Raw genomic sequence first — 22,695 nt, forward strand, 5'->3', positions numbered from 1 at the left:
CCCGTTCGGCCCCCCGTCGAGAGCCCCGTTTTCGCCCCCTTTTTTGTTTTCGCTTCCGACAAAACGGCCCCCCGACGATCGCACGGATCTTCCTCAGGCTCCCAAAACGCGAACGTTTGCTGAGCGAGAGAGTTTTCGGGATTCGGCCGCGTCGCTGAAACGGGCGTTTTCGATACGGGCATCGGCGTCCTGGCTGCCTTCGGTTTCGTAGATCAGAATGTCCGGTGAATTCATTCGCTGAATTCGCTCACCAAGACGTTTATTATGCAAGCAAACCTTTTGCTAGCAAATCCTTTTCAATCCGATCGTCTGACGTCATGTTGCAAAAAATCCGTTATTTCCTGTTCCTTGCCGCAGTTCTCGTCGTCATCGTTGTGGCTTTCCAAAACCACCACGACGTGGACATTGACCTGCTCTTCTTCAGCGGCCAGTACCCTCTGACGCTGCTGCTTTTGGCCTGCTCGGTGATCAGTTTCATCCTGGGGTCGGTGTGGACGATGTGGCGGTTACGTAAACGAGAAAAAGCGAAAGCTCGGGCAAAAGCGGACGCGGGGAAAACGCCCGACCGCGACCCGGCCAAGGGATCCCACGACACCTCGCAACCCACCGACGCCGTCAAAGAACTCGGCGGTTAAAAGCCGAGCGACCAATCAATGCGTGCTCCGCAACACGCCTGTTCCGCAACAGAGCTCCCCTCGTTTGCATCGATCTACCGGCGGTGAATAACGGTGCCGAGGTGGTTGCTGAGACGAGATGGTCACTGGGTCCAGATGGTCACTGGGTCCAGATGGCTACTGAGACCAGATCGTTACGGGCCGCAGCACGAGCAGCTCAGTCAAGGCATCCCGCTCTATAGCGAACGTTTGGCGGTGGGTTGCAGGCTGGCAGCCTGCACTACGGCTGGTTTTCTTGCCTCCCCCAATCCGCACTATCCCTCTTTTCGGCTGATTCACGAAGCAACATGAACTTGTGCGGGCGTTTGGGCTAATCCGACCACGGGCACCCGAGTCGCGGCGGCACTCGATGCGGCGACGGTGGAGGCGACTTCCTCACAAACCCTATCTGCCGAATGGTTCGATGCCGAGGCGGCGGCCCGGCGGCGGGCAACCAAATCGTGACGCAGCAAAACCGACTGGGCCAAATCGCCGATCGACTGAATCGGACGACTGCGGACTCGCGACTGAGCCTCCATCTGGGCCCGCCCGTCGCGAATCAAAGTGGCCAGTTTCAACAAAGTGTCCTGCTCGCCACTTTTGCTCTCAGTTGCCCGCGGCGCGTCCGCTGCAGCAGACGAGCAGTCTTTCGGGGCAACTGATTGCCCGCTCGAGGAAGAAATGGAAGGGGAGACGGGGACCGGCGAAGCGGTGAGATCCGAAAAAAGGGTCAACTGGGTCATCGAAAAATCCTTCGCAGTCGCGGAGACAAAGGCAAACGCCGTTCAACTGCAAACATTCTTCGCTGACCCCGTGACACGTTTGGTCACCCCGCCAAAAACAAACTTTTCTTGCGATTCAGAAACTTCCCCAAACACACACCACCACGCCGGGCCACAATCGAACCATCCCGCAGAACCCATAAGGGAAAACGGTGCGACTTTAACGGTCGTAACGGTTCTCCTAGGGCGCCACCCCCCTCACTAACGCATCACAACCCCGAAGTTTGCCCCGCTATCACCAGCAAACTAGACTTGCGGGAGTTAGCTAGCAAATCCGCTCTCTTAGCTTGAGCGAACTCTCCTCTTCTTTCTTATCTCGTCAAAACGAATTGCCATCTCGTGCTTTGGGATCCAAGCTCCACTCGAAATTCGGACTTTGATTCCAGAGACGATACGCCGACGGAGCAATACGATCCGGTGATCGTGCCGTCGTCTCCCAACTCATTGCTCGGCGACGCACACACCGACCTGACAGAAGACGAGCAAACGGAAGTCGCCAAGACGGACAGTGACCTCGTCGAAAACGAGCCCGCCGACCGCGACGAAACACAACTCGTGGCATCGCCCGCCAGCGACGCAGTCATCGGCGAGGGAATCTCCGCCACCGAGGAGGACATCGAATCTCGCCCCGATGATTCATCTGTTGTCCCAACGGCGTCCAAGGAACAGAAGCCGCCCCGTTTCGTACAACAGGCGTTTGCAACAACGATCTGCCTATCCGGTGCAATCGGCTGGAGCCTCGCGATCGGCGTCTGCGTCATCACCATCGTCAGTCGATGCTTCGAACTCGCGGGCTTTCCCTTCAACGACTTCCTTCCAACAACTCTCTCGGTCGCGTGTCTTTTCATCGCGATCACTTTGTTCATCGTACCGACCGGCCTGCGATCGCTCGGCATTCGAATCAAGAATCGCATGCCTGAGAAGCTCGCCCACCGTTCGCGAATGAACAGCGTGGCCGATCACCTCAAATTCTCTCGCATCGCGTTGGCCGTCGCGGTCGCCTTACCGCTGCTGGTCATCCTCGCCGATCAACTCTTATCGGGACTCGACGATTCCTTTTCCCGGCCCATCGATTGGTTGCGCACTCTTTCGATCGCCGTGGCGTGCTTCCTCGCCGCGGGTGTGATTCGATGGCGAGGTCTTTCATTCTACCGTCAATCCCACGCGGCGTCGCTCATCCAAAGCCTCCGTGCTCACCACCGTGGCGTGGCGTTACGCAGCTTCATCGCACAGTGGGACAATCCGGCACGAGAAATCTATCGCTCCTGTCGGCTCAGCAATCGCTTGGCCGTCGTGCACCGAACCCTGTTTGTCACCGTTCTCGGATTGCTATCGGCATCCGCTTGTTTGGCCGCACTCGTTTCCACACGTTACTACGTCGGCGAAGCACTATGCGGCATCGCAGTTTTGGCGATCGCGGTGCAGTGGCCGACCAGCCATCGGCTCGTGGTCTGGTCAGGTAAAATGATCGACCCGTTCTGCGAAGACGAAGAAGAATACGAAGAATTCGGGTAATCCGAACGGAACCGCCCCTCCGTCTACGCAATGGCACGATCCGTCATCGCACCGGACACCTCATCGTGCCAGCGGATGACTCCCCTCGCCTGGTCACATTGAGTCGCACTGCCGAACGACGAAACGAACCGGCACGCTGAATAATCCGCCGATTGCCGCTCGTAACGCTGCACCCAACGGTTTCGGTCCGGCAACCGCTCCGGCGAAACCGGCCACACGCCCGGACGTGGTTTGAGATGATCGTCGATGCCGATCCTCCACGGTTTGGGCGTTACTCTCGCACGGAAGCAATTTTGATTGAAGCACATGCGGGCATAGATCGGGTCGGTTCCGATCGCGTTAAAGAACGATCGCACCTGATCACTGCGTGGATCAAACGTGGCGTGGGACACCAATACTCTCCATCCCCGTGGTGTCTCGTAGAGACGCATGCCCCATTCATGATGTCGATCGGCAAACCGTTCAATGCGAGCCCGCGCCGCTGCCTTGGGTGACCCGCGAACGCGATCACGGATCCAGTGCCACACACTGCCAAAGACGGTCACCACAACGATCGCCCCTAACAAAAACAGAAACAACGAACGTAGCCCGTCCAACTTCCACGCGAACCCGACATACACGATCCCATACAACAGAAACGTGTATCCGTACGCCGAACAACCTCCGTCATCCTCCGCATCGACGTCCGCGAACAACACATCCGGGGTGTTCAAACACAACGCGCCATATCCGTTGCGAGTCATCACAGCGTCATCCTGCCGCGAGACAATTTCCTCGCGAATGGGCAATCCATCGGCACCGTTGTAGGGCACCTTCGGCTCCGCGAGCAGCGTGGGTTCCCCGCCGACGACACGCTCGACCGCTTCGGCAACACGTTGCTCGGCGTGCTCTTCCGCCGCCGCTTGACTCACGTCCGACCATCCGAAACGTCGCAACGTCATTTGACGTTGATCGTGCTTGATCGTCCGCTTCGCCTCAGCCCAGTACGTGGGGACAATCATCAAACGTCTCGTGGCAAAAGAGAAAAGGGCAAACCAAAAACACCATTTCCCATCTTAATGCACTCCCATTGCACCGGCGACCACACGCTTTCTCCGGCGCAGAACATGGCACCTCAGTCTCAGCAATGTCCGCACGCCCGTTCGCTCGGCGGGCCATCGTCGCTCAAACCGCTCAACGACGCAGCCCCTCGCACGCGGAGAATAACCGACGAATCACGTCACCCGGTGGTCCCAGAGGACTCACTAAGGATGAACCATCAACGGTGACACGCTTCGCGAGCGTTCAGTCGATTGCTGCCGCAGCGAGGTCATATCCCTGCGACGCGACGATCTCGCAATTGCGAATCTGCCCGACTTCGACCGGTGACTCTTCGCTGACCTGCGACACGTAGACGAGTCCATCGACGTCGGGCGCCTCGCTGCGTGTGCGGCCGATGAAAACGCCTTCTTGTTCGGGCATCGCGGCATCGATCAAGACTTCTTCGACGCCCCCAACGCGGCTGCCATTCCACTCAAACGCAATCGACTGCTGCAACGCCATTAACTCATCGCGTCGACGGATGGCGACGTCAGGATCGACGCGGTTGGGCAGTCTTGCCGCCGGCGTGTCTTCCTCGACCGAATAAGTGAACACGCCGAGGTTTTCGAACTGCGACTCGTCCACGAAATCCATCAACTCTTTGAAATCGTCTTCCGTCTCGCCCGGGAATCCCGTGATCATCGTCGTCCGCATGACGAGCGAGTCAATCCGCTCTCGCAACTTTCGCACGATTTCCGTTTGCAACTTCCGCGTCGTTTTTCGCGACATCCGGCGAAGCATCGAATCACTCGCGTGCTGCAGTGGCATGTCGATGTAGGGCACGATGCGGCGTGCGTTCGCGATCGTATCAATCAGGGAGTCGTCAATGTACATCGGGTAGAAGTACATCAGCCGAACCCAATCGATCGAATCGACTTGATCGAGCTGTTTCAACAAATCGTTCAGCCGAGGCTTGCCGTAACGATCCATTCCGTAGTACGTCGTGTCTTGAGCAACGACGACCAACTCCCGCACTCCACTGCGTCCGAGACGGTCAGCCTCCTCGATGATTTGTTCGATCGGTTTACTGAAGTGCTTGCCACGCATCTTGGGAATCGCGCAGAACGTACACAATCGGTCACATCCTTCGCTGATCTTCAAATACGCGAAGTGTCGCGGAGTCACGGCGGATCGCACCGCGTCGCTGAGCGGATTCACCGCGGCGGGCTTAAAGACGGTCCGCTGTTCCTCGAGGCCGGAATACAACTCGTCCACGACACTGACGATGTCATTGCGACCGAACACTCCGACGAGAGCGTCAATCTCCGGACGATCTTCGAGCAGTTTGCCCTGCTGTCGCTCAGCCAAACATCCCGTGACGACGACGTTGCGTAGCTTTCCTTCACGCTTGAGCGTCAGCATCTCATCGATCGCCGCCATCGATTCCGCACGTGCCGAGTCGATGAAGGCACACGTATTGACGACGACAAAGTCCGCTCCATCGACCGAATCGACCATGCGATAGCCGTCCGCGTCGAGTCGCCCGAGCATCTGTTCGGTGTCCACCAAATTTTTTGGACACCCCAATGACACGACCGCGTAATTGCCGCGAGCACGGGATGTGTTCGGATCGACGGCGCTCATCGTATCCACTTGCCCTCCGCTATCGGCCGTTCCTGCACCGGGTGCGTTCGGCGGCGTAACAACGTTGATTTCGGGCTTTTGGTAGATCGGAAGCTGCATCGAAACGCGACAGATAGGCTGAAAATGGGCTTGTAAATAAAACTCTTCAAAACGTCAGTCGACGTGGCATTAGACCAGAAAAGGTCAATTTGACAATTTGAAATTTGCAATTGGTGAGCGTCCATTCACTCCGCACACCTTCCGATCCGGCCCGCGGTTTGCCACAATTTGGGGTTACCTCACAAAACACGACTTTCTCAGGACAGCGTTTTTCGCTGATAAAAGGCTCCACAATGCGATGGAAAGGTAGACGACAAAGCGAAAACGTTGAAGATCGGCGCACGATGGGTCGTCCCGCCGCAGTGGGTGGCGGAATCGGCATCGTCTTGATCGCCATCGTGATCGGATTGCTGGGCGGAAACCCTCAACAATTCCTCCAGCAAGCACGTCAGAACCAACCGGCCGCCGCCCCCGGCCAGGCCGCCGAACTAACTCCCGCCGAAAAAGAGGCCGGTGAGTTCGTGTCGACCGTGTTCGCGGACACCGAAGACGTGTGGACACGCCTGTTCGCCGAAAACGACATGCAGTACCGAAAGCCGACCCTGGTTCTCTTCAAAGACCAAGTCCGCAGCGGTTGCGGCATGGCCAGCAGCGGGACCGGCCCGTTCTACTGCCCGGCCGACCAAAAGGTGTATCTCGACACGTCTTTCTTCAGCCAACTCGCACGCCAACTCGGCGCTCCCGGGGATTTCGCTCAAGCCTACGTGGTCGCACACGAAGTCGGCCACCACGTGCAAAAACTGCTGGGCTACACCGATCAAGTCGACCGGATCCGTCAACAAGTACCGGAAGTCGAATACAACAAGTACTCCGTCAAACTCGAACTGCAGGCCGATTTCTTTGCCGGCGTGATGCTGCACCATGCCGACCGGATGCACAATATCATCGAACGTGGCGATATCGAAGAAGCGTTGACGGCAGCCCAAGCCATCGGCGACGATACCCTGCAACGCCGCAGTAAAGGTTACGTCCAACCGGAAACCTTCAACCACGGCACCAGTGCACAACGCGTCGAGTGGTTTAGCAAAGGTTTGAAAACCGGCGACCTAAGCCAGGGCGACACGTTCGGCGCCGCATCGCTGTAATTGATTCGGCGCATTTTCTTTCCCTCAATTTCGAAAACATTTTGAATTTCGCTTGTGATACCCCGGAGGGGAACGCTGACGACGAGACTGCCGCACAGGATGCGATCCGCGCTCAAGTCATTGAACAAACCAAATGTGTCGTCGTCAAAGTCGGCACGCGGGTCCTGACGACGAACGAAGGGAAACTCGATCTCGCCCGAGTCGATTTGCTCGCCGCCCAGCTGGCGCGAATCGCCGACACCGGCCGCCAGGTCATCATGGTCAGTAGCGGTGCCGTCGGTGCAGGCGTTGCAAAGCTCGGTCTTCCGACGCGTCCAGTCGGGATCGCCCGGTTGCAGGCCGTCGCCGCGATCGGACAGGCTGACCTTATCAAGGCCTACGAGAACTCGCTGCTTCGGCACGGTTATCAGGCCGCACAAGTCCTACTCACCAAGAGCGACCTTCGCCGCCGCAGCGGATACCTGCACGTTCGCAACGCCATCAACGGCATTCACGAATTCGGTGCCATCGCGGTCGTCAACGAGAACGACTCCGTCGCGGTTGCGGAATTGAAAACCACCTTTGGCGACAACGACCGCCTCGCCGCTCACGTCGCTGGCCTCTTCAATGATGCCTTGCTGATTTTGTTGACCGACGTGCACGGACTCTACGACGGACACCCCGACAGCGACGGCAGCAAGAAGATTGAACTCGTCCGTAACCTCGACGGCAACGTGATGTCGATGGCCGAAGACAAATCGTCTGCGGTCAGCAAAGGCGGCATGGAAGGAAAGCTTCGTGCGTCACGGCTCGCCAACTCGCACGGCCACCCCACCATCATCGGCCCCGGTCGGCAAGACGATGTTCTCGACCAAATTTTCGCTGGCGGACGCGTCGGCACGCTGTTCATCCCTCCCAAACGCACCCTGCGTGGACGCCGTCGTTGGATCGGCAGTGCCGCCGTCGTGCAAGGCAGCCTCCATCTCGACGACGGTGCCGCCCGAGCGATCTGCAACCAAGGCCGCAGCCTCTTAGCCGTTGGGATCGAACGCGTCGAAGGCACGTTCTCACACGGGGACGTGGTCAGCCTGATCGATCGCAACGAACAGGAAATCGCACGTGGCTTAGTCAACTACCGCAGCCACGAGATCTCACTCATCGCGGGCCGTTCTAACACCGAGATCGAATCCATCCTCGGTCACCGGCCCTACGAAAACGTGATCCATCGCAACAACCTGGTGCTGCGAATCCTCGCCGAAGAGCCCGCTGAATAGCCCGCCACGCGACCTGCGGTGTCATCGCGGTGTCGGGAGTCAACCTCGCTCACATCGAACGCGACGCGGGGACTGGTTGCGTCAGACAAAAAAATCGCAGCGACCGGAATCGCGACCTCGAGAATTACCGCGTCACCTGGACACGGTCCACGTCGACGAACGTCGCCATCTCAGGTGCAACCATCAACAGACTGACGAATTTGACGTGCGCTAGATCCAAAACACGACCATCCGGCCCGCCGATAATCTCATCTCGGTTCATCACCAAATGGGATGTTTTGCCGGGCTGCAAACGAAACGTCTTACGACTCGTGTCAGTATCCCAATTACGATGATCCCCATCGACGACTTTCAAAATCACCTCGAGCGGAACGGGATACGATCGAGCCAGCGTCACGTCGAGTTCCAACGATTTCACGTCCGACCAATCGGGAACCAACTCGACCAAAGTTGCCGCCGGAGACGGAGCCCGTTCGACCAAAATCCTCAGCGCGCTGCGGCCATGCGTGACGTTCTGGTCCGTTCGTGTGCAACGACAATCGTCGAAGTACCAACGGGTCAGTTCCATGTCGCCTTCAAACGATCCCATCAACGGATACGACAACCGCACGTCCGCAATGTCCATCAACAACGCCACCGGTCGAGCCAGTGCGATCCCGATCATCACCATCGCGATCGCCGTCGCGGTCACACTGATCCAACGACGGTCTTCGTGGTAGCGCGCGTTCAACACCGCGAAACAAATCGCGACCCCCGAGATCACCCCCAATCCATTGGCAACCGCGTCGTGCATCGCGGCACTCCGGCCGGTCATCATCTGAGCGAACTCTGCCAACACGCCCGCCAAGAATACGCAAACGGCGACCAACGCCATCCGGCCCATCCACTCTCGGCCGAACGAATCCAACGGGTTAACTCGGTGCCAAAGGAACAACACCACAATCGAGATCGCGGCGAACAGCGGCCCGTGAGCGACATCACCCAACGCCGCCCAAATTCGGCCCCGAAACGGAATCGGCACCAAAAGCATGCCGACCGCGGCGAGCAAACCAAACACGGCCATCCAGCCGATCGAACGCGGTTGCTCCACATCCGGAACGCCGTTCATGTTAACTGCGGAGGTCACAGGATCGTTAATGGGACACAGATCGGAGTTAGAAAGCGATAGGGGCGAGGAAAGTGCAACAGATTCGCCGATGCATTCGCACGATACCGTCCCGGCAAACTCGCCAGAACATCGTCCGAACCATCACCGGCCAAAAACCTGATGCCCACCGCAAACGATCATCCGCCAAAAACCTCACCACGTGAAGACCACCTGGTAAATCGCGTTCACGCTCACTCGCCTCCAAACCGCCGCCGCCAAAGCCCAGCCGACTATCGACGCAGGTTCAACAATTCGTCAATCAACTGCTGAGCCGTCGTGATCACTCGGCTGTTCCCTCGGTACTGAGTACTCGCCAACACGAGCTCAACGAGGTCGTTCCCGATGTCGGTGTTGGACAATTCCAACGCACCACCGATCGTGGTTCCGATCCCATTTTCGCCCGGTTGTCCCGTCACAGGCAAACCCGTGTTCACACCCTGAGCGTACATGTTCAAACCACGAGCTTCCAAACCGGCGGGGTTTGCGAACCGAGCCAATTGCAATTGGCCGAGATCTCGTGAGATACCATTACTGAACGTTCCCAACAACGTGCCGTCATCACCAACGGTGAAGCTGTTCAAAACCCCCGGTGCACTCCCGTCCTGACTCGTCGCTGCCAAAGTGGCCTCTTGAGTCGCCAAACCCGAAACGAGCGAAAAGTCCATTTCGAACTGCAACGGCGTGACACTCGGCAACCCCTGACGATTGATCGAGATCGTCTCCTCCGTCGCGGTCACAAAGTTACCGTTTCCGTCAAACTGGATCAGTCCCGTTCCAACCGCGATGTCATTCTTCCCGGGCACCGAGTTATCCGGACTGTCGGCGTACCAACGATAAACGGTCGCTTCATCGGTTCGGCTCTCCAACGTTGTGGTCACTCGAACACTGATCGGAACCCCGAGCGAATCGTAGACGACGAAGTCCGTCGCCGCACTCTGCCCGACCGCTTCTTGAGTCGTACCGAACGCCATATTGGGCGTCGAGACCTGACCAAACTCATCCGTCAAACGGAATGACGACAGATCGATGTCGATCGCATTGGATTCACCGTTATTGGAGATCAATCGAATCCGGCCGTCTTGAATGTACGCTCCTGGTTTCAACGTTCCGGTTTCGCCGAGAATGTTGTTTGCCGAATCGGGAATCGGGTTCTGCGAATCGACTTGCAACGTTTGAATGCCCGATGCGTCTTCGATAAAGTCGAGCAGATCCTGCATCGTTGAAGTCGACGTGATCTCCAACTCTTTGGTGCCCAACGTACGACCACCCTTACGCCCGGTATAGCTCAGCGTGCCTTCACTAAACATCTGTTCGTACACGAGTCCGTCGCGTCGAAGAACATCAGTCAACAAGGTGTTGCTGTTGACCGATGGACCGTCCTGGTTCAAGACCTGGTTCGCACTGTCGGTCAAATCAGAGATTTCTGCATCCGACCGCGAGTCCGTGAACGTTTCGCCCGGTGCGGCGCTGCCAACCAAATAGAAGTTGTTTTGGTCACCGGACAAGTTTCGATAGATTCGAACTTCGTCATACGCGGGAAACCCACCGCCGATTGGTGGCGTTGGAGGTGTCGGAAAGTTCGACAAAGTGATGCGTCCATCGACAACACTCTGCGGGCCCACGTACGCACTCGGACGACTCTCCGGATCACCCGCCTTGTAATAGGTGATCATATACGTGTAGTTGCCCGTCAGGTTTTCATCATTCAGAGGCGTCGACGTGAGAGCTGTCGCACCGGTGTCGTTGTAGGTCCCGCCGCTAGCAGCCGAATCGAGCAAAAAGTAGTCACTGCCGTTCGGTCCGGTTCGATAGATATTGACCGTTGGATAGGTGCCCCCGGTCGGGTCGTTGGGCAAGTTGGCCAAATCAATGTTGCCGCTGGGACCCACCGAGGCGCTGACGACATTACTAGCTGAGGCTTCGTATCCGTTGGCATCAACGAGCGCGAATCGATACTGATACGTGCCCGAACCCAACGTTCCCGACGAACCGGGCGTCGCGGTGGTGGACGTAGTATCCGCGATCGGCGCGGTTTCCGCATTCACCGACGACGCATCTGGCCGTGGCACTTGATTGTCACCAAGGTGCAAACTTTCGATCACCTGAGCAGCCGTTGCGAGATCGCCTTCCGGTGTCAGCGTGCCTTCGAAAGAAACGTTCTCAGTCGCCTTGGCAACCGTTTTCGTTCCCAGCGGAACCGTCAGTGGCGTCAAAGTCGACGTCTGCAGCTGAAACTGCTCATCGATGCCGTAGCCGAGCAGCCGCTGGCCGGTCGCGTTAACGAGTTCCCCGTCGCTGTTGAGTTTGAAAATACCGTTGCGGGTGTAAAGGATTTCACCATCGGCCGCTTGGACTTGAAAGAAACCGTCGCCCTGGATCGCCAAATCGCTGCTACTGCTGCTGATCTCGATCGTGCCCTGATTATGGTTCGCCGCGATTTCAGCGACCTGAACCCCCAGACCGATTTGGCGGGGGTTGGTCCCCCCGTTATTCGCCGATGGGCCACCACCGAGCGAGAGTGTTTGCAGAAACTGCGTCGCAAACACCACGTCCGATGATTTGAACCCGACCGTTTGCGAGTTAGCAAGGTTGTTGCCGATCACGTCAATTTGCGTTTCGGCGGCACTGAGGCCAGTCAGAGCGGTCGTCAGAGCGGATTGCAGACCCACGGGTGATTCTCCTGAGACGTTACCGAGTCAGGCTCACCGATCTAATCGGTAAAACTCACCCAGTTTGAATATCGCGAATGTTCTCTAGAATCATCGTCTTTCCACCGACATGAACTTTGATCGAACGTGCTTCGTTTTCACCATTTGTTTCCACGGTGACGCGATCGACCACTCCGTCAACTTGACTGGAGTCTGTCGCAAGTCCCGAAACCTGCTTCCCGATCAATCCGCTCGCCGTGACGAGTTGTTGGTTGTCCGACAACGTCGTCAACGTCCCGGTCAACTCGTCGGTCGCCCCGATCTCACGAATCAAACCGATCTGCTGGACCATTTCCGAGTTGTCCATCGGGTTGAGCGGATCCTGGTTCTGCAACTCCTGAATCAACAACTTTAGGAAGTCATCCGTCCCGAGGTCGTTGTACCCATCGTTGGTCCCCGAACTCGACGACGTCGACGAAAAATTCGCAGTCGAAGCAGCAGTCGTACTTCCGGTCTGGGAGGCAGCGGACATGGGCAAAAATCCTCAGAGAAAATTGGTTATCGAGCGATCCACTCACGCCCACCCGATACCAAACCCCACCCCGGCAAATCAAGAGACATCATTCAACAGAAACAACAGGAGCGTTCACATTAATAATGTCTCCTTCCATACTGTCGCCGATTATTAACCCAAGACAGCCTTGAGACGTGCCACCCGATTTGTTTACGGTCCGACAGGTATTAGGTGATGAATTTACACCATCGCGGATCGCCCGCTCCCTGTCGTTGAGTGCTCAGCGTCGCCCGCTCGCGATTCACGCCGACCTCATTCAACCAGGCTGCATCATGACAAATACCACGACGTCCCCTGCGACGACCACTTGCCCCATCCTCGACCGCGAGACCGATGTCACGCCGACTCCGTATCAGCGTGACGAGTGGAAGATCGTCAAATGCCAGGAAACGGGATTCGTTTTCCTGGCCGATCCACCAGACTACTCTCAGCTGGAAACGGAGTTTGCGTGGGAAAAAACGAGCGAGCAAGAACGCACCCGTCGAGAAACCGAACAGCCGATCGCGTCGAGAATTTCCAACATTGCGAAAGGCATTAAGAGAACAGTCAATCCGGGCCGCAAAAAGATCGCCCGACTCGCCAATCAATTCCTCGCACAGCAGCAAAATTCCGAGCCGACAACGATCCTAGATATCGGATGCGGCGGCGGTTGTCTGCTGGTCAATATTGCGAAGGAATCGACACGTGTGGGTCGTGACATTCGCCCGCTCGGCATCGAAGTCTCGGAACAACTCGCAAGAAACTCTCGCAAATTGCTTGGCCCTTACGGTGGCGATGTCATCATGGCCAGCGCGATCGATGGTGCCGCCGCGATGGCCCCACAGAGCGTCGGGTTGGTGCTGATGTCATCGTTTCTCGAACACGAATGCCAACCACTTCGTCTACTTCGCAACCTAAGAGAAGCACTCACACCCGATGGCGCGATCATCCTGAAAGTGCCCAACTTCGACTGCTGGAATCGAGTCGTCCGAAAAGAACGTTGGTGTGGTTTTCGATATCCCGATCACGTCAACTACTTCACACCCACGACGTTACAACGCCTCGCCAAAGAAGCCGGCCTCGAGATGCTTCCTCAGCCACTGAGTAATCGCTCACCGATCAGCGATAACATGTATGCGACCCTCAAACTTGGCACCGCCAGCGTTGCCAAACGATCCGCGGCGTAGCCTCAAACACCGGTCGACGCTTCAAGTCACTGGCTGGAGCATGTATGCAAATGACGTCGGTTGTCAAAGGTAGCTACCTTCAACGCGACAAGCTCGCGCATTGCTTCTCGCTATCGACGCCCACGACTGGTTGGCTCGCACAACCAGTTTGCTCACTCCGCCAGTTGTTGCACTCTGCGTGATGCAACGTTCGCGGTAGAGCGAGCCCTCTCACGTGAATTCGCTTCGCGCGACAAAACGCCCGGCAACTTCTCAACTCCATATGGCAACGACTCGAGTTGCCCTCTTTCGTTTGCGCATCGGCTTGTGTGAACCGCTCGCCCCCCTCGCTTACGGTGAAATCCGGGTTGCGGGAAACACGCTTTTTCGCGTACAGGAGCCGAGATTCTTCCCAATTCCTTTGCCAAGATTTCATTTTCAACCGATCGTTTCACCGCGAAAATCGTGGGCAAAAACGTAAACTGAATGAAATCGTCACGCGTTTTTCAAGACGTCCCAACGTGTGAACCGTCGCTCCACAGCGTGGCGAGCATTTCGGAAGCATCCCCCGCGACCGCCCGGCTGAACACGCCCCCCAAACGATCCACCAGCATAACGCTACACCTCGGCGCAACTCAAACTTCCGACAACGCACTTCATCGCGATTCCTTCCATGACAGCAAACAGCGAATCCGCAACGCCCGCGACTTCCGACGAATCAGCGATAGCTGAACAACCGACTCGTCTCGCCACCCGCCGGACCCTGTGGATATTGTCCGCTCTCGTGCTGTTTTGGGCAGTCGAAATCCTCATCCTCCAACAACTGACGACCTTTCCCGAAGCGGCGATCCCGACTGGCCGTGTCGTCAAGGATGCCGCCCGACGCCTCCTCCTCAATGTTGCGGCCTGTACGGTCATCGTCTGCTTGCTTCGAGGATGGGCACTGCGAGCATCGTTCGTAATCGGGTTGATCGCGACCAACCTGCTGTTCGTATACGCCAGCTACTTTGGGTCACCACTTTCATGGCCGGTCCTGTCCAGCCAGTGGCGTGAAGGACTCGCGGTCAGCGATCACGGCATGTCACTCATCAATTGGAACGTGTTCGCCATCGGGCTTCTCGCCCTCGCGATCAAAATTGGACTCGCCAACGCAGTCCGCCGCGGCCCCTTACCACGACGCACCAACCTGAAATGGGCATCAATCGCGGCAACGACCTACGTCGCCCTCGCGGTGAGCCTCGCCGTCGTTCACAAGCCCATTCGACGCATCCACATGGGCACGCCCGAGTACATCTATGGCTATGTCGTGGCCTGGACCGCCGAAGCCATTTCTTTCGATAACGAAACGTTATTGAAGGAAGCTCTCGCGAAAGCCGAAGCCAAGAGCGACGTACTGACGAACATCGAACAACCGCTGAATCTAGCCGACAAGGTCGCAATCATTCAGGTGGAAAGCCTCGATTTCGATGCCATCGAAAGCACCGTCGACGGTGAACCCGTGATGCCCTTTCTCCAAGACCTCCAACAGCTATCGATGCGGTATTCGGTCAAACCGTTTCACAATACGGGATCCTCCGAAGCCGATTTCTCAATGCTGACAACGGCGACGCCCAACGGACGCGTCAATCCGTTTCAAATCTATGGCTTCCCCTACGATCAGGCTCTGCCCTGGCTCGCAAAACAGCAGGGCTATGCTCCATTCGCATTCCATGGAAATACAGGCGAATTCTTCCACCGCCGCAAAGCCTATGACCAAATGGGTTTTGAAAAGCTGTATTTCACCGAAGAACTCAAACCGCTCGAAGTGGCGGGCGAGTGGGACGAAGAACTCCTCGATTTCTCTGCCGAATTGCTCGCCAAAGCATCCGAGCCGACTCTGCATTTCGTCATCACAATCACCTCACACGGCCCGTTCAATAAATTGAAGGAGTCCGAGCGAGAACTCTACACCAAACCATCGAGTCCGCACGAGCACTACCTCAACAGCATGCGTTACGTCGACCATGCTCTCGAAAGCTATATCGACCAACTGCCTGAGGACACCACCGTCGTCATCTACGGCGATCACCAATCAAACATCCATGGCTACGGTGAATCCGAAACCCATCGTGACCATGTCCCCTGGCTGATTTACCAGAAGGGTAACGACCTCTCCAAACAACAGAATTCGCTAGCCTCGGGATTGGCACTTTCTGGAAACTTGTCACAACTCGATATGGTTTGCTACCTTCGCGACCGACTCGCCGAAACTCCGCTTTCCGACGACAGGATTGCGGCGATGAAATCCAATCCACGCACGACGCTGAAATAGAGAAGGAATCTCGAATGCAATTGATACTTAAAAGAATTTTTGGCACGACAGTGCGTGAGCGCATCGCCAACACGATCAGCTATGTCTTGGTCTTTGCCTGCATCACGCTCGGCATGCAACTCAAATGGGCGTCGAAGTCACCGAATCCCGCCGAATGGAACGCCTATTCGCCGCTCGCGAACGCGCACCTATACGAGTCGCTCAACCCCGCTCGCCCTGTCGCAATGCCAGTCGTCTCGCACCGCGGCGGAGTAGTTCCGGGCATCCACGAAGCAGGCACGCTGGCCCGTCTCGACTACAACTACAGCCAAGGCCAGCGGATCTTCGAACTCGATTTCAGTTGGACGTCGGATGAACAAATCGTCGTCAAACACGATTGGAACGAACGTTCTGTGATTCCGACACTCGACGAATACCTCGCCGAATCGCCCGAAGACAACGCGTCGCTCACGATGGTCTACGATTGGCTCGCGACTCATCCCGACGCGTTCATTGTCACCGATTGCAAGAAACGCAGTCTCGAAGGCGCCGCCCGTATCCGCATGGAACGCCCCGAACTCGTTCCCCAGTTCATCCTGCAGATCTACCAACTCAAAGACTATGACTTAGTCCAATCTCAAGGGTTCCGAAACGTTATCCTGACACTGTATCGATGCCTGCCCGACGCACCGGCCTCCTCGATCGCCGACTTCATGCGAACTCACGACCTGTTCGCTCTGACGATTCCCAAAAAGCGGGCGGGCGACAAAGAACTCATCAAAGCCGCCACGGATGCAGGCGTGCCCGTTTACGCACACACCGTTAACGATTCGGAGATGCTAGCAAACCTCCTGCAAGAAGGCATCTTCGGTGTGTACTCCGACGAACTCAACATCGGGATCACCGAAGTCGCCGCGATCACCTCAACCGCATCGAAACGCTAAAGGCAACGAGGAATATCTCGCCGGTGCATCGTAAGCATGCGTCACGTCGTGCGTGACTACTGCAGTCGCAATCGACCTTATCGAGACTGCTGCAAGACGAGATTAAGACAATGCCCCAATATCAGCGTCACCGCGTGCGGGTGGACACAACAAGGCTAACCACAATCGCATCCTCTCGCATGAACTCGGCGCACGCCAGACAAAATGTGATCGGGGATGCGTCACAGCTCCAAAGGCTTTCCGCGCCACGCCCTTTGCATCACCGACACGCACTTCAAACAGTTCCATCTGCGATATGACAGTCAATCGGGCTGCAGCGACGAGCGGTAAATACGGGCTCATGCACGTGTGTTTTGCCCGCAGGCAAATTGATCTTGAACCGGGTATTGATACTTTCTATTCTCCGCGCGTGGGGTGAAAGCATCACTTACCAACCGGGGTACCCTCGGGATGAGTTCCGCACAGGAATGACGTCTCGCGAAGAGGACTTCGCGATGCGTTTTTCATTCAGATTCCAAGACAATGTCGTAGGAAAAGTCTATGTTCGAGCAAATATTTGCACGTCTCGCGTGTGCTCTGATTCCAGGACGGAGAAGACGCCGGCGAGCTCGTAAGTTTTTGCTTCGTCATTCCAACGCCGTGCTCCACGAAAAGGTGGATCACTTGCAAGCGATGTTGGCGTCAATCTATCCCGTAGATGAGGCATTGCCGGCAACGGGCAGCGAACGCAAGGTCCAGGAAGCCGGATTGGGCACGCTTGTGGCGATTGATCGCATATGCCGCAACAACGGCCTGCAATATTGGTTGGACGGCGGAACACTATTAGGAGCGGTCCGACACAAGGGTTTCATCCCATGGGACGACGACATCGATATCAGCATGCCAGTCGCAGACAGAGCCAAATTAATAGAAATTTTGCGTAGTTGTGACAACGGAAACGAATTCGCAATTTACGAACGTCCCTCATCCAAAACGATCAATGTCTGCAAATGCTCGTTTGCGATTGGGACCAAAACCGTCAAGAAAAAACGACAGACTGAACAGTATGTCGGCGGGAAAATGCTAACTCCTGTCGTTGATATTTTCACCTTCGATGAAGACAAAGCCGCCAACATTTGGAAGTCCAATTTTAATGGCGTCCTCAACTTTGAACTCAATACATGCGACCTCTTCCCTCTGAAGGAAGCTGATTTTGAAGGCCATTCGTTCATGGTGCCGCAAAAACCAGACGTGATTCTAACCAAGTCATACGGAGTCAACTTTCAATCCTGGCCTCCACTCGACGGACAGTGGAGCCACGGTGGCAAAGTTGATTGGTTTGAAAACGAGGAAGAAGCAAACAAATTCCTGCAACGCCGAAATAGGGCAGCATAGTTCGGTCAACCGTTCATTCTAAACGCAAGCAGAGATTCTCGAACAAACGTGCCGAATTGGCACGAAAAAATGGAAGAAGAAAATGAAATCGGAAAGCAGGATTTATGGCACTCAGACCAAGATAAACACTGAGAATGTGCATGCATTTTACGAAAGTCGCTTCTCTACTGAGAATCCGCTCGCATCGGTAATGATGCGAGCGAATCCAGATGATGGCATTGCGGAACTGCGAAACCAAAACGAAATGCAGGTACTGAGTTCCTTGCTCGATTTGTCGCAGTCTTATCGAATTTTCGATGTCGGCTGCGGACTCGGTCGTTGGGCCGGAAACCTCGCGGATTCCATTGCACTGTACGATGGAATTGACTTCACGCAAAACTATGTCACTGAGGCCCGCAAACTATTTCCGGGTGCAGAAAACGTTCGATTCACCCAAATGTCCGCAACAGACATCCAGGTGGACCAACTTCACCCGCCATACGATCTCGTAATCATCAACGGATTGTGCGTCTATCTGAATGACGAGGACCTACAACCACTGTTTGAGGCGGTCGCCTCAATGGTGAGTCCGAATCCTCAAATCTATTTCCGTGAATCGATTTCCATCATGGAATCAAGACTCACGCTGAAGGACTTCCCTTCGGAAGAACTCGCGGTTGACTACAACGCGGTCTATCGAACGGCTCAGGAGTACGAGACTTTTTTTCAAAAACACTTGCCGGATTTCCAAATCCAACAGACTGATTTGCTTTTGACAAAAGAATTGGGTGCCCGCGAGGAAACCAACCAACGTTTCTGGTTACTGAAGTCGAAATAGACTAGTGACGGGCAAAAAGCAGGGCGTGTCAAGGACCTCACGTTTGGAACATATTCAGGTCTCATGTTTTGAAGTACTTTGGGAATAAAGCAATGAAGAAGGTTCTCCTCTGTGGCAGCTTTGACCTCTTTCATATTGGTCACTTCACCGTCATCGAAAAGGCGAGTGCACAGGGCGACTTCTTGACAGTTGGCGTCCATCAGGATTCGGAGAACATGAAGGAAGTCGACTACTTCTATTCTCCAGAAGAACGTAAGCGGATCATCAAATCTCTTCGGTTTGTAGACGAAGTCATTCTTTATGAACGTATGGAAGAATTGGTTCGACAGATCGACTTTGACGTGCTCTGCCATGGGCCAGACAACGTTGCCCCGCGTTTCCAGAGGATTTTCGCTTGGTGCAGAGAACACGGTCGAAGTGTAGTGGAGTTGCCTCGTACCGAAGGTATCTCTTCAACTGCGATTCGTCGATTCATAACAAGGACCATTTCTCCTAGCACCCACGGACAACTTCCCTCGAGCGACAAGAAAGTTGCTTAGCAGTCTTGCCTTTTGGTGCGTTCCCCAGGCCACCACAGATAATTCGCGCAATAAGGCGTCGCATTCTTGCACGGCCGAGCGAGAAGGAAGCCACAACCGGGGTGAATCGGCCTGCAACTATCCGATAAACGACGTGACTGCACAACGATCACAGCACTGAAACACGTTGTCACCGCCCGCCGAAACAATTTCGCCCGGCGTCTTCTGACCGTCGGCTGCTCCTCGCGGCGGAATCCCGCTGCGTTCTTATAGCAACCGTTTGGAAGGTAAGCCCGACCGAGAACCAGAACGCCATGATAGGAAACTCGTTACCTGTTTATCGATATTAGGAATTGCTACACGGCCGACTGACGTCCATCCCAGTTCGCGAAGCAGCAAACAATCGACAATCGATGCAAGCCGGTGTGAGCGACTGTCTCCAATTTGACAAATTCGGCACGGCAATTTTTCGAATGACTGCGAACCGCCGTTTCGTCGAGTTCTTTAGATGTTGGCACCGTGATTAGCAGAGAGCAACTTTCGTAATGCTTTATCACTGAGAGCGGTATCCGAGAGAGACCTCCTGAGCGATAGCAATAACTTGTCATCACTCATTCACATTTCATTGAATCGTCTCATGCACGAAAACTCAGGTGCCTGCGAAGAGATAGTTTGCGAGATTACGTCAAGCGAGTTGACGGTGAAACGCCTCGTTGCCAGATGAAGCATCTGAAACTCAGATCGGCAAAAGTCTAAGCAGCCTTCGATTTCTTCGTCGATTGATTGGCCTTCACCGCTCGTTTTGCCCAGGCTTTGATGACGTTGCAGAGGATGTCGTCGGACGATCGGGCGAGCTGGCCGAGCCAGGGGTGTCGTACGCGGAACCCGATCGGTTCCAGCCGTTTTCCGGTTTTGACGTATCGCAGTGGGTTTTGGTCGAAGCACTGATAGTACGCGAAACGGGCAGCGTTTTGACGATCTTTGGCTGGCAGATTTTGTGCGAGTAACTCAACAAATTCCTCACACGTTTCGGGATTATGCGACACGTCGAGTTCGTCAAAATACGAAGGACCTAACATGATCACGGACTTGCCCGCCCAACAGGCTTCCACCGTCATCGTCGATCCGAACGTGACCACGACGTCACTCCAATCCATCAAACTATACGAGTTCACCTGATCGGTCGGGTAATAAATCTTCACATTTGGCAACGCTGCGGTGGCTTCGAACGGCGACAGGATATCACTGGCCACGTCGGCTTGGTTGGGGTGGAACCGAACGCAAAACTGATAGTCGGGATAGGCAACACATGCCGCGTGAACGACGGGTGCGTAGTCACTGAACGGTGACTCCCACTCTTTACCGAGCGACGCGAATTCGTCCTGACTGCTCAGGAAAATGCTAACGGTTCGACGATACCCATCGACTTTCGGCGCAACAAATTCTTCCTTGTGCTTCTTTGCGAACTTGTTGCCCGAAGGACGACGGCGGTTTGAATAATACGTCTCGGCAACGTCCATGTCGGCAGGCTGCGACATCACGCGGCGTTGAATTCCTTTTCGGTCATGGACTAAATGGCCCAGGTGCACGATCGGCTGCTGGCGTGCGGTCACCTCTAACGTATTGAACGTTCGCCCAAACGATTTCGCAGCAATGATCGCTGTTTTCGAGCACGCGTGACGCCCATTGAAAACCTCGATCGTGTCAGGCTGGATCGCACCCACCAAGTTTTTCATCGACTTCAAAAGCCGAGACGCGGTCGCGAAGTATTTCCGACGGATCCGATCGATCACCGGGATATCGTCGTATTCATCTGGCATCGTTCGAAACGTCGAAATCACACCGCTGTTGACTCCTTCGACGACCTCACGTGCTTCCGAATAGGTTAACACGGGCAGTTCGCTCGTCTTCGCTTCGCTCGTTTCCAGCGGAACGGTCTTGAGCCCGGCGGCCTCCGCGGTCCGGCGAACCCGGGCCTGACAGATGGTGCAGGCGACTGGATTTCCGTTGAAATTGACTGCACACGTGCCGGCGGATGCGTTGCAGTAACTGACCGTTACCTCATTGCCGCCATCCTGGAGTTCTTTGGCCCGGGCCAGCGTCACGACAAGGTGTTTCCGCCACAGCGGGTACGCCGCGTGTACCAGGATTTTCTGCCCATCTGACGATGGAGCATCTTTGTCGCCGATTGGGATAACGTCCATGTAATCTGATCCTGATTGCGAGAGCGTACCGCATTCCCATGGAATCTCGAGACGACTCTCTACCGGTGAACTCCTTTCACCAACCTCATGTATTCGCGGAGATTATCGCAACGCGTCATCTGTCGCAATACCGTCCACGCCCCCCCAGAAGCAGGGACTTTCGATCTTGCTGTGAAACAGGGACGTCTCTAAAGTTGCCAATCTCAACAAACCGGGCCATTCCCCCCAAACAAACCAACATGCTCCACACTCTCGGATTTGTGTTCGCACGTGGCGGATCGAAAGGCGTTCCCAATAAGAACCTTCGGTTGCTCGATGGCAAACCGCTGATCGCCCATGCAATTGAGACGGCCCTGCAGAGTCGTTCGATTGATCGCGTGATCGTCTCGACCGACAGTCTGGAAATTGCCCACGAAGCCCGAAAACATGGCGCTGAAGTCCCCTTCATGCGACCGCTCGAATTGGCCACCGACACCGCTCCCGAGAGGCTCGCGTGGCGGCACGCGATTGAGCAGATGGAAAGGATCGATGGCAAACGGTTGGACGTCTTCGTCAGCATCCCACCGACCTGCCCGCTGCGAATTCCATCAGACATCGACCGCGCCGTCGACGCGTTGGTTGCCGGCGATGGCGACATCGTCCTCTCAGCGACCGATGCTTCGTGCAATCCGTACTTCAACATGATCACGATCGCGGAGAACGGTGCCGCCGAACTCGCCGCGAAACCCAACGGCAACGTCGCACGCCGCCAAGACGCACCGAAGGTCTATGAACTGACGGCGGTCGCTTATGCGGCCCGGCGTGATCCGATTTTTCAGTTCGATTCCATCTTCGACTGCGATGCCCGGGCGATCGAAATTCCCGCCGAGCGAGCCGTTGATATCGACACCGAGTTTGATCTGAAGCTGGCTGAGTTTCTGTACTCTCAAAACCAACAGCCACCAATCAGGAAGGCTGCCTAAGTTCGGCGGTCGCAATTTTCA

The 22,695-nt window shown here is 55.6% G+C and carries 19 protein-coding genes; 11 read left to right on the top strand and 8 right to left on the bottom strand.

All coding sequences use genetic code 11. The features are described from left to right. Window positions 1-93: 93 nt before the first annotated feature. The gene (locus FHS27_RS16980) at window positions 94-234 is read right to left on the bottom strand and encodes a hypothetical protein (protein WP_009102541.1); all 141 of its coding nucleotides are present in this window, start codon (window positions 232-234) and stop codon (window positions 94-96) included. Window positions 235-317: 83 nt separating this feature from the next. Between FHS27_RS16980 and FHS27_RS16985 the strand changes: the two genes are divergently transcribed. Further along, on the top strand, window positions 318-635 hold the full coding sequence (locus tag FHS27_RS16985; RefSeq protein WP_221225169.1) for a LapA family protein: 318 nt from the start codon (window positions 318-320) through the stop codon (window positions 633-635). 314 nt (window positions 636-949) lie between these two features. Here FHS27_RS16985 and FHS27_RS31150 read toward each other — a convergent pair whose 3' ends face one another. Beyond that, window positions 950-1,396: a hypothetical protein gene (locus FHS27_RS31150; protein ID WP_246419970.1), complete on the bottom strand. Its 447-nt coding sequence runs from the start codon at window positions 1,394-1,396 to the stop codon at window positions 950-952. A 462-nt stretch (window positions 1,397-1,858) separates the two neighbouring features. Between FHS27_RS31150 and FHS27_RS16995 the strand changes: the two genes are divergently transcribed. Then, entirely contained in the window at window positions 1,859-2,950 is a 1,092-nt protein-coding gene (locus FHS27_RS16995; RefSeq protein ID WP_221225170.1) for a hypothetical protein, read from the top strand. A gap of 23 nt (window positions 2,951-2,973) precedes the next feature. On the opposite strand, the gene FHS27_RS17000 is transcribed toward FHS27_RS16995, so the two are convergent. After that, a complete protein-coding gene (locus FHS27_RS17000; RefSeq protein ID WP_184306086.1) occupies window positions 2,974-3,951 on the bottom strand; it encodes a hypothetical protein in 978 nt (325 codons plus the stop codon). Window positions 3,952-4,234: 283 nt separating this feature from the next. After that, window positions 4,235-5,713 carry a 30S ribosomal protein S12 methylthiotransferase RimO gene (gene rimO / locus FHS27_RS17005; RefSeq protein WP_184306087.1) on the bottom strand — a complete coding sequence of 493 codons (1,479 nt, stop codon included), beginning with the start codon at window positions 5,711-5,713 and terminating at the stop codon, window positions 4,235-4,237. A 233-nt stretch (window positions 5,714-5,946) separates the two neighbouring features. Here rimO and ypfJ point away from each other — a divergent pair, with 233 nt between their 5' ends. Both ypfJ and proB read left to right on the top strand, forming a co-directional pair. Further along, complete coding sequence (gene ypfJ, locus FHS27_RS17010; protein ID WP_184306088.1) at window positions 5,947-6,798, top strand: KPN_02809 family neutral zinc metallopeptidase; 852 nt, start codon at window positions 5,947-5,949, stop codon at window positions 6,796-6,798. A 41-nt stretch (window positions 6,799-6,839) separates the two neighbouring features. Continuing rightward, a complete protein-coding gene (proB, locus tag FHS27_RS17015; protein ID WP_184306089.1) occupies window positions 6,840-8,051 on the top strand; it encodes a glutamate 5-kinase in 1,212 nt (403 codons plus the stop codon). Between the two features lie 124 nt (window positions 8,052-8,175). On the opposite strand, the gene FHS27_RS17020 is transcribed toward proB, so the two are convergent. From FHS27_RS17020 to FHS27_RS17030, 3 genes are all read right to left on the bottom strand, one after another. Beyond that, window positions 8,176-9,159 (bottom strand): hypothetical protein, encoded by a 984-nt coding sequence (locus tag FHS27_RS17020; protein WP_221225171.1) that lies wholly within the window; start codon window positions 9,157-9,159, stop codon window positions 8,176-8,178. A gap of 269 nt (window positions 9,160-9,428) precedes the next feature. Next, window positions 9,429-11,867 carry a flagellar hook-basal body complex protein gene (locus FHS27_RS17025; protein WP_184306091.1) on the bottom strand — a complete coding sequence of 813 codons (2,439 nt, stop codon included), beginning with the start codon at window positions 11,865-11,867 and terminating at the stop codon, window positions 9,429-9,431. 55 nt (window positions 11,868-11,922) lie between these two features. Beyond that, window positions 11,923-12,378, bottom strand: coding sequence for a flagellar hook assembly protein FlgD (locus FHS27_RS17030; protein ID WP_184306092.1), 456 nt, complete (start codon window positions 12,376-12,378; stop codon window positions 11,923-11,925). Window positions 12,379-12,692: 314 nt separating this feature from the next. Here FHS27_RS17030 and FHS27_RS17035 point away from each other — a divergent pair, with 314 nt between their 5' ends. The 6 genes from FHS27_RS17035 (at window position 12,693) to FHS27_RS17060 (ending at window position 19,529) form a co-directional block, all read left to right on the top strand. Beyond that, on the top strand, window positions 12,693-13,586 hold the full coding sequence (locus FHS27_RS17035) for a class I SAM-dependent methyltransferase (RefSeq protein WP_184306093.1): 894 nt from the start codon (window positions 12,693-12,695) through the stop codon (window positions 13,584-13,586). A 652-nt stretch (window positions 13,587-14,238) separates the two neighbouring features. Continuing rightward, complete coding sequence (locus FHS27_RS17040; protein WP_184306094.1) at window positions 14,239-15,876, top strand: LTA synthase family protein; 1,638 nt, start codon at window positions 14,239-14,241, stop codon at window positions 15,874-15,876. Between the two features lie 14 nt (window positions 15,877-15,890). Then, the gene (locus FHS27_RS17045) at window positions 15,891-16,799 is read left to right on the top strand and encodes a hypothetical protein (RefSeq protein ID WP_184306095.1); all 909 of its coding nucleotides are present in this window, start codon (window positions 15,891-15,893) and stop codon (window positions 16,797-16,799) included. 639 nt (window positions 16,800-17,438) lie between these two features. Next, window positions 17,439-18,173 (top strand): LicD family protein, encoded by a 735-nt coding sequence (locus FHS27_RS30815; RefSeq protein ID WP_221225172.1) that lies wholly within the window; start codon window positions 17,439-17,441, stop codon window positions 18,171-18,173. An 82-nt stretch (window positions 18,174-18,255) separates the two neighbouring features. Then, complete coding sequence (locus tag FHS27_RS17055) at window positions 18,256-18,990, top strand: class I SAM-dependent methyltransferase (RefSeq protein ID WP_184306096.1); 735 nt, start codon at window positions 18,256-18,258, stop codon at window positions 18,988-18,990. A 92-nt stretch (window positions 18,991-19,082) separates the two neighbouring features. Continuing rightward, window positions 19,083-19,529, top strand: a complete 447-nt coding sequence (locus tag FHS27_RS17060; RefSeq protein WP_184306097.1) for an adenylyltransferase/cytidyltransferase family protein — start codon at window positions 19,083-19,085, stop codon at window positions 19,527-19,529. 731 nt (window positions 19,530-20,260) lie between these two features. Here FHS27_RS17060 and FHS27_RS17065 read toward each other — a convergent pair. Further along, entirely contained in the window at window positions 20,261-21,712 is a 1,452-nt protein-coding gene (locus FHS27_RS17065) for a capsular polysaccharide export protein, LipB/KpsS family (protein ID WP_184306098.1), read from the bottom strand. A gap of 239 nt (window positions 21,713-21,951) precedes the next feature. Here FHS27_RS17065 and FHS27_RS17070 point away from each other — a divergent pair, with 239 nt between their 5' ends. After that, complete coding sequence (locus FHS27_RS17070; protein ID WP_184306099.1) at window positions 21,952-22,674, top strand: acylneuraminate cytidylyltransferase family protein; 723 nt, start codon at window positions 21,952-21,954, stop codon at window positions 22,672-22,674. The last annotated feature ends 21 nt before the right edge of the window (window positions 22,675-22,695 follow it).

The organism is Aporhodopirellula rubra, assembly GCF_014192335.1.
Taxonomy (GTDB): domain Bacteria; phylum Planctomycetota; class Planctomycetia; order Pirellulales; family Pirellulaceae; genus Rhodopirellula; species Rhodopirellula rubra.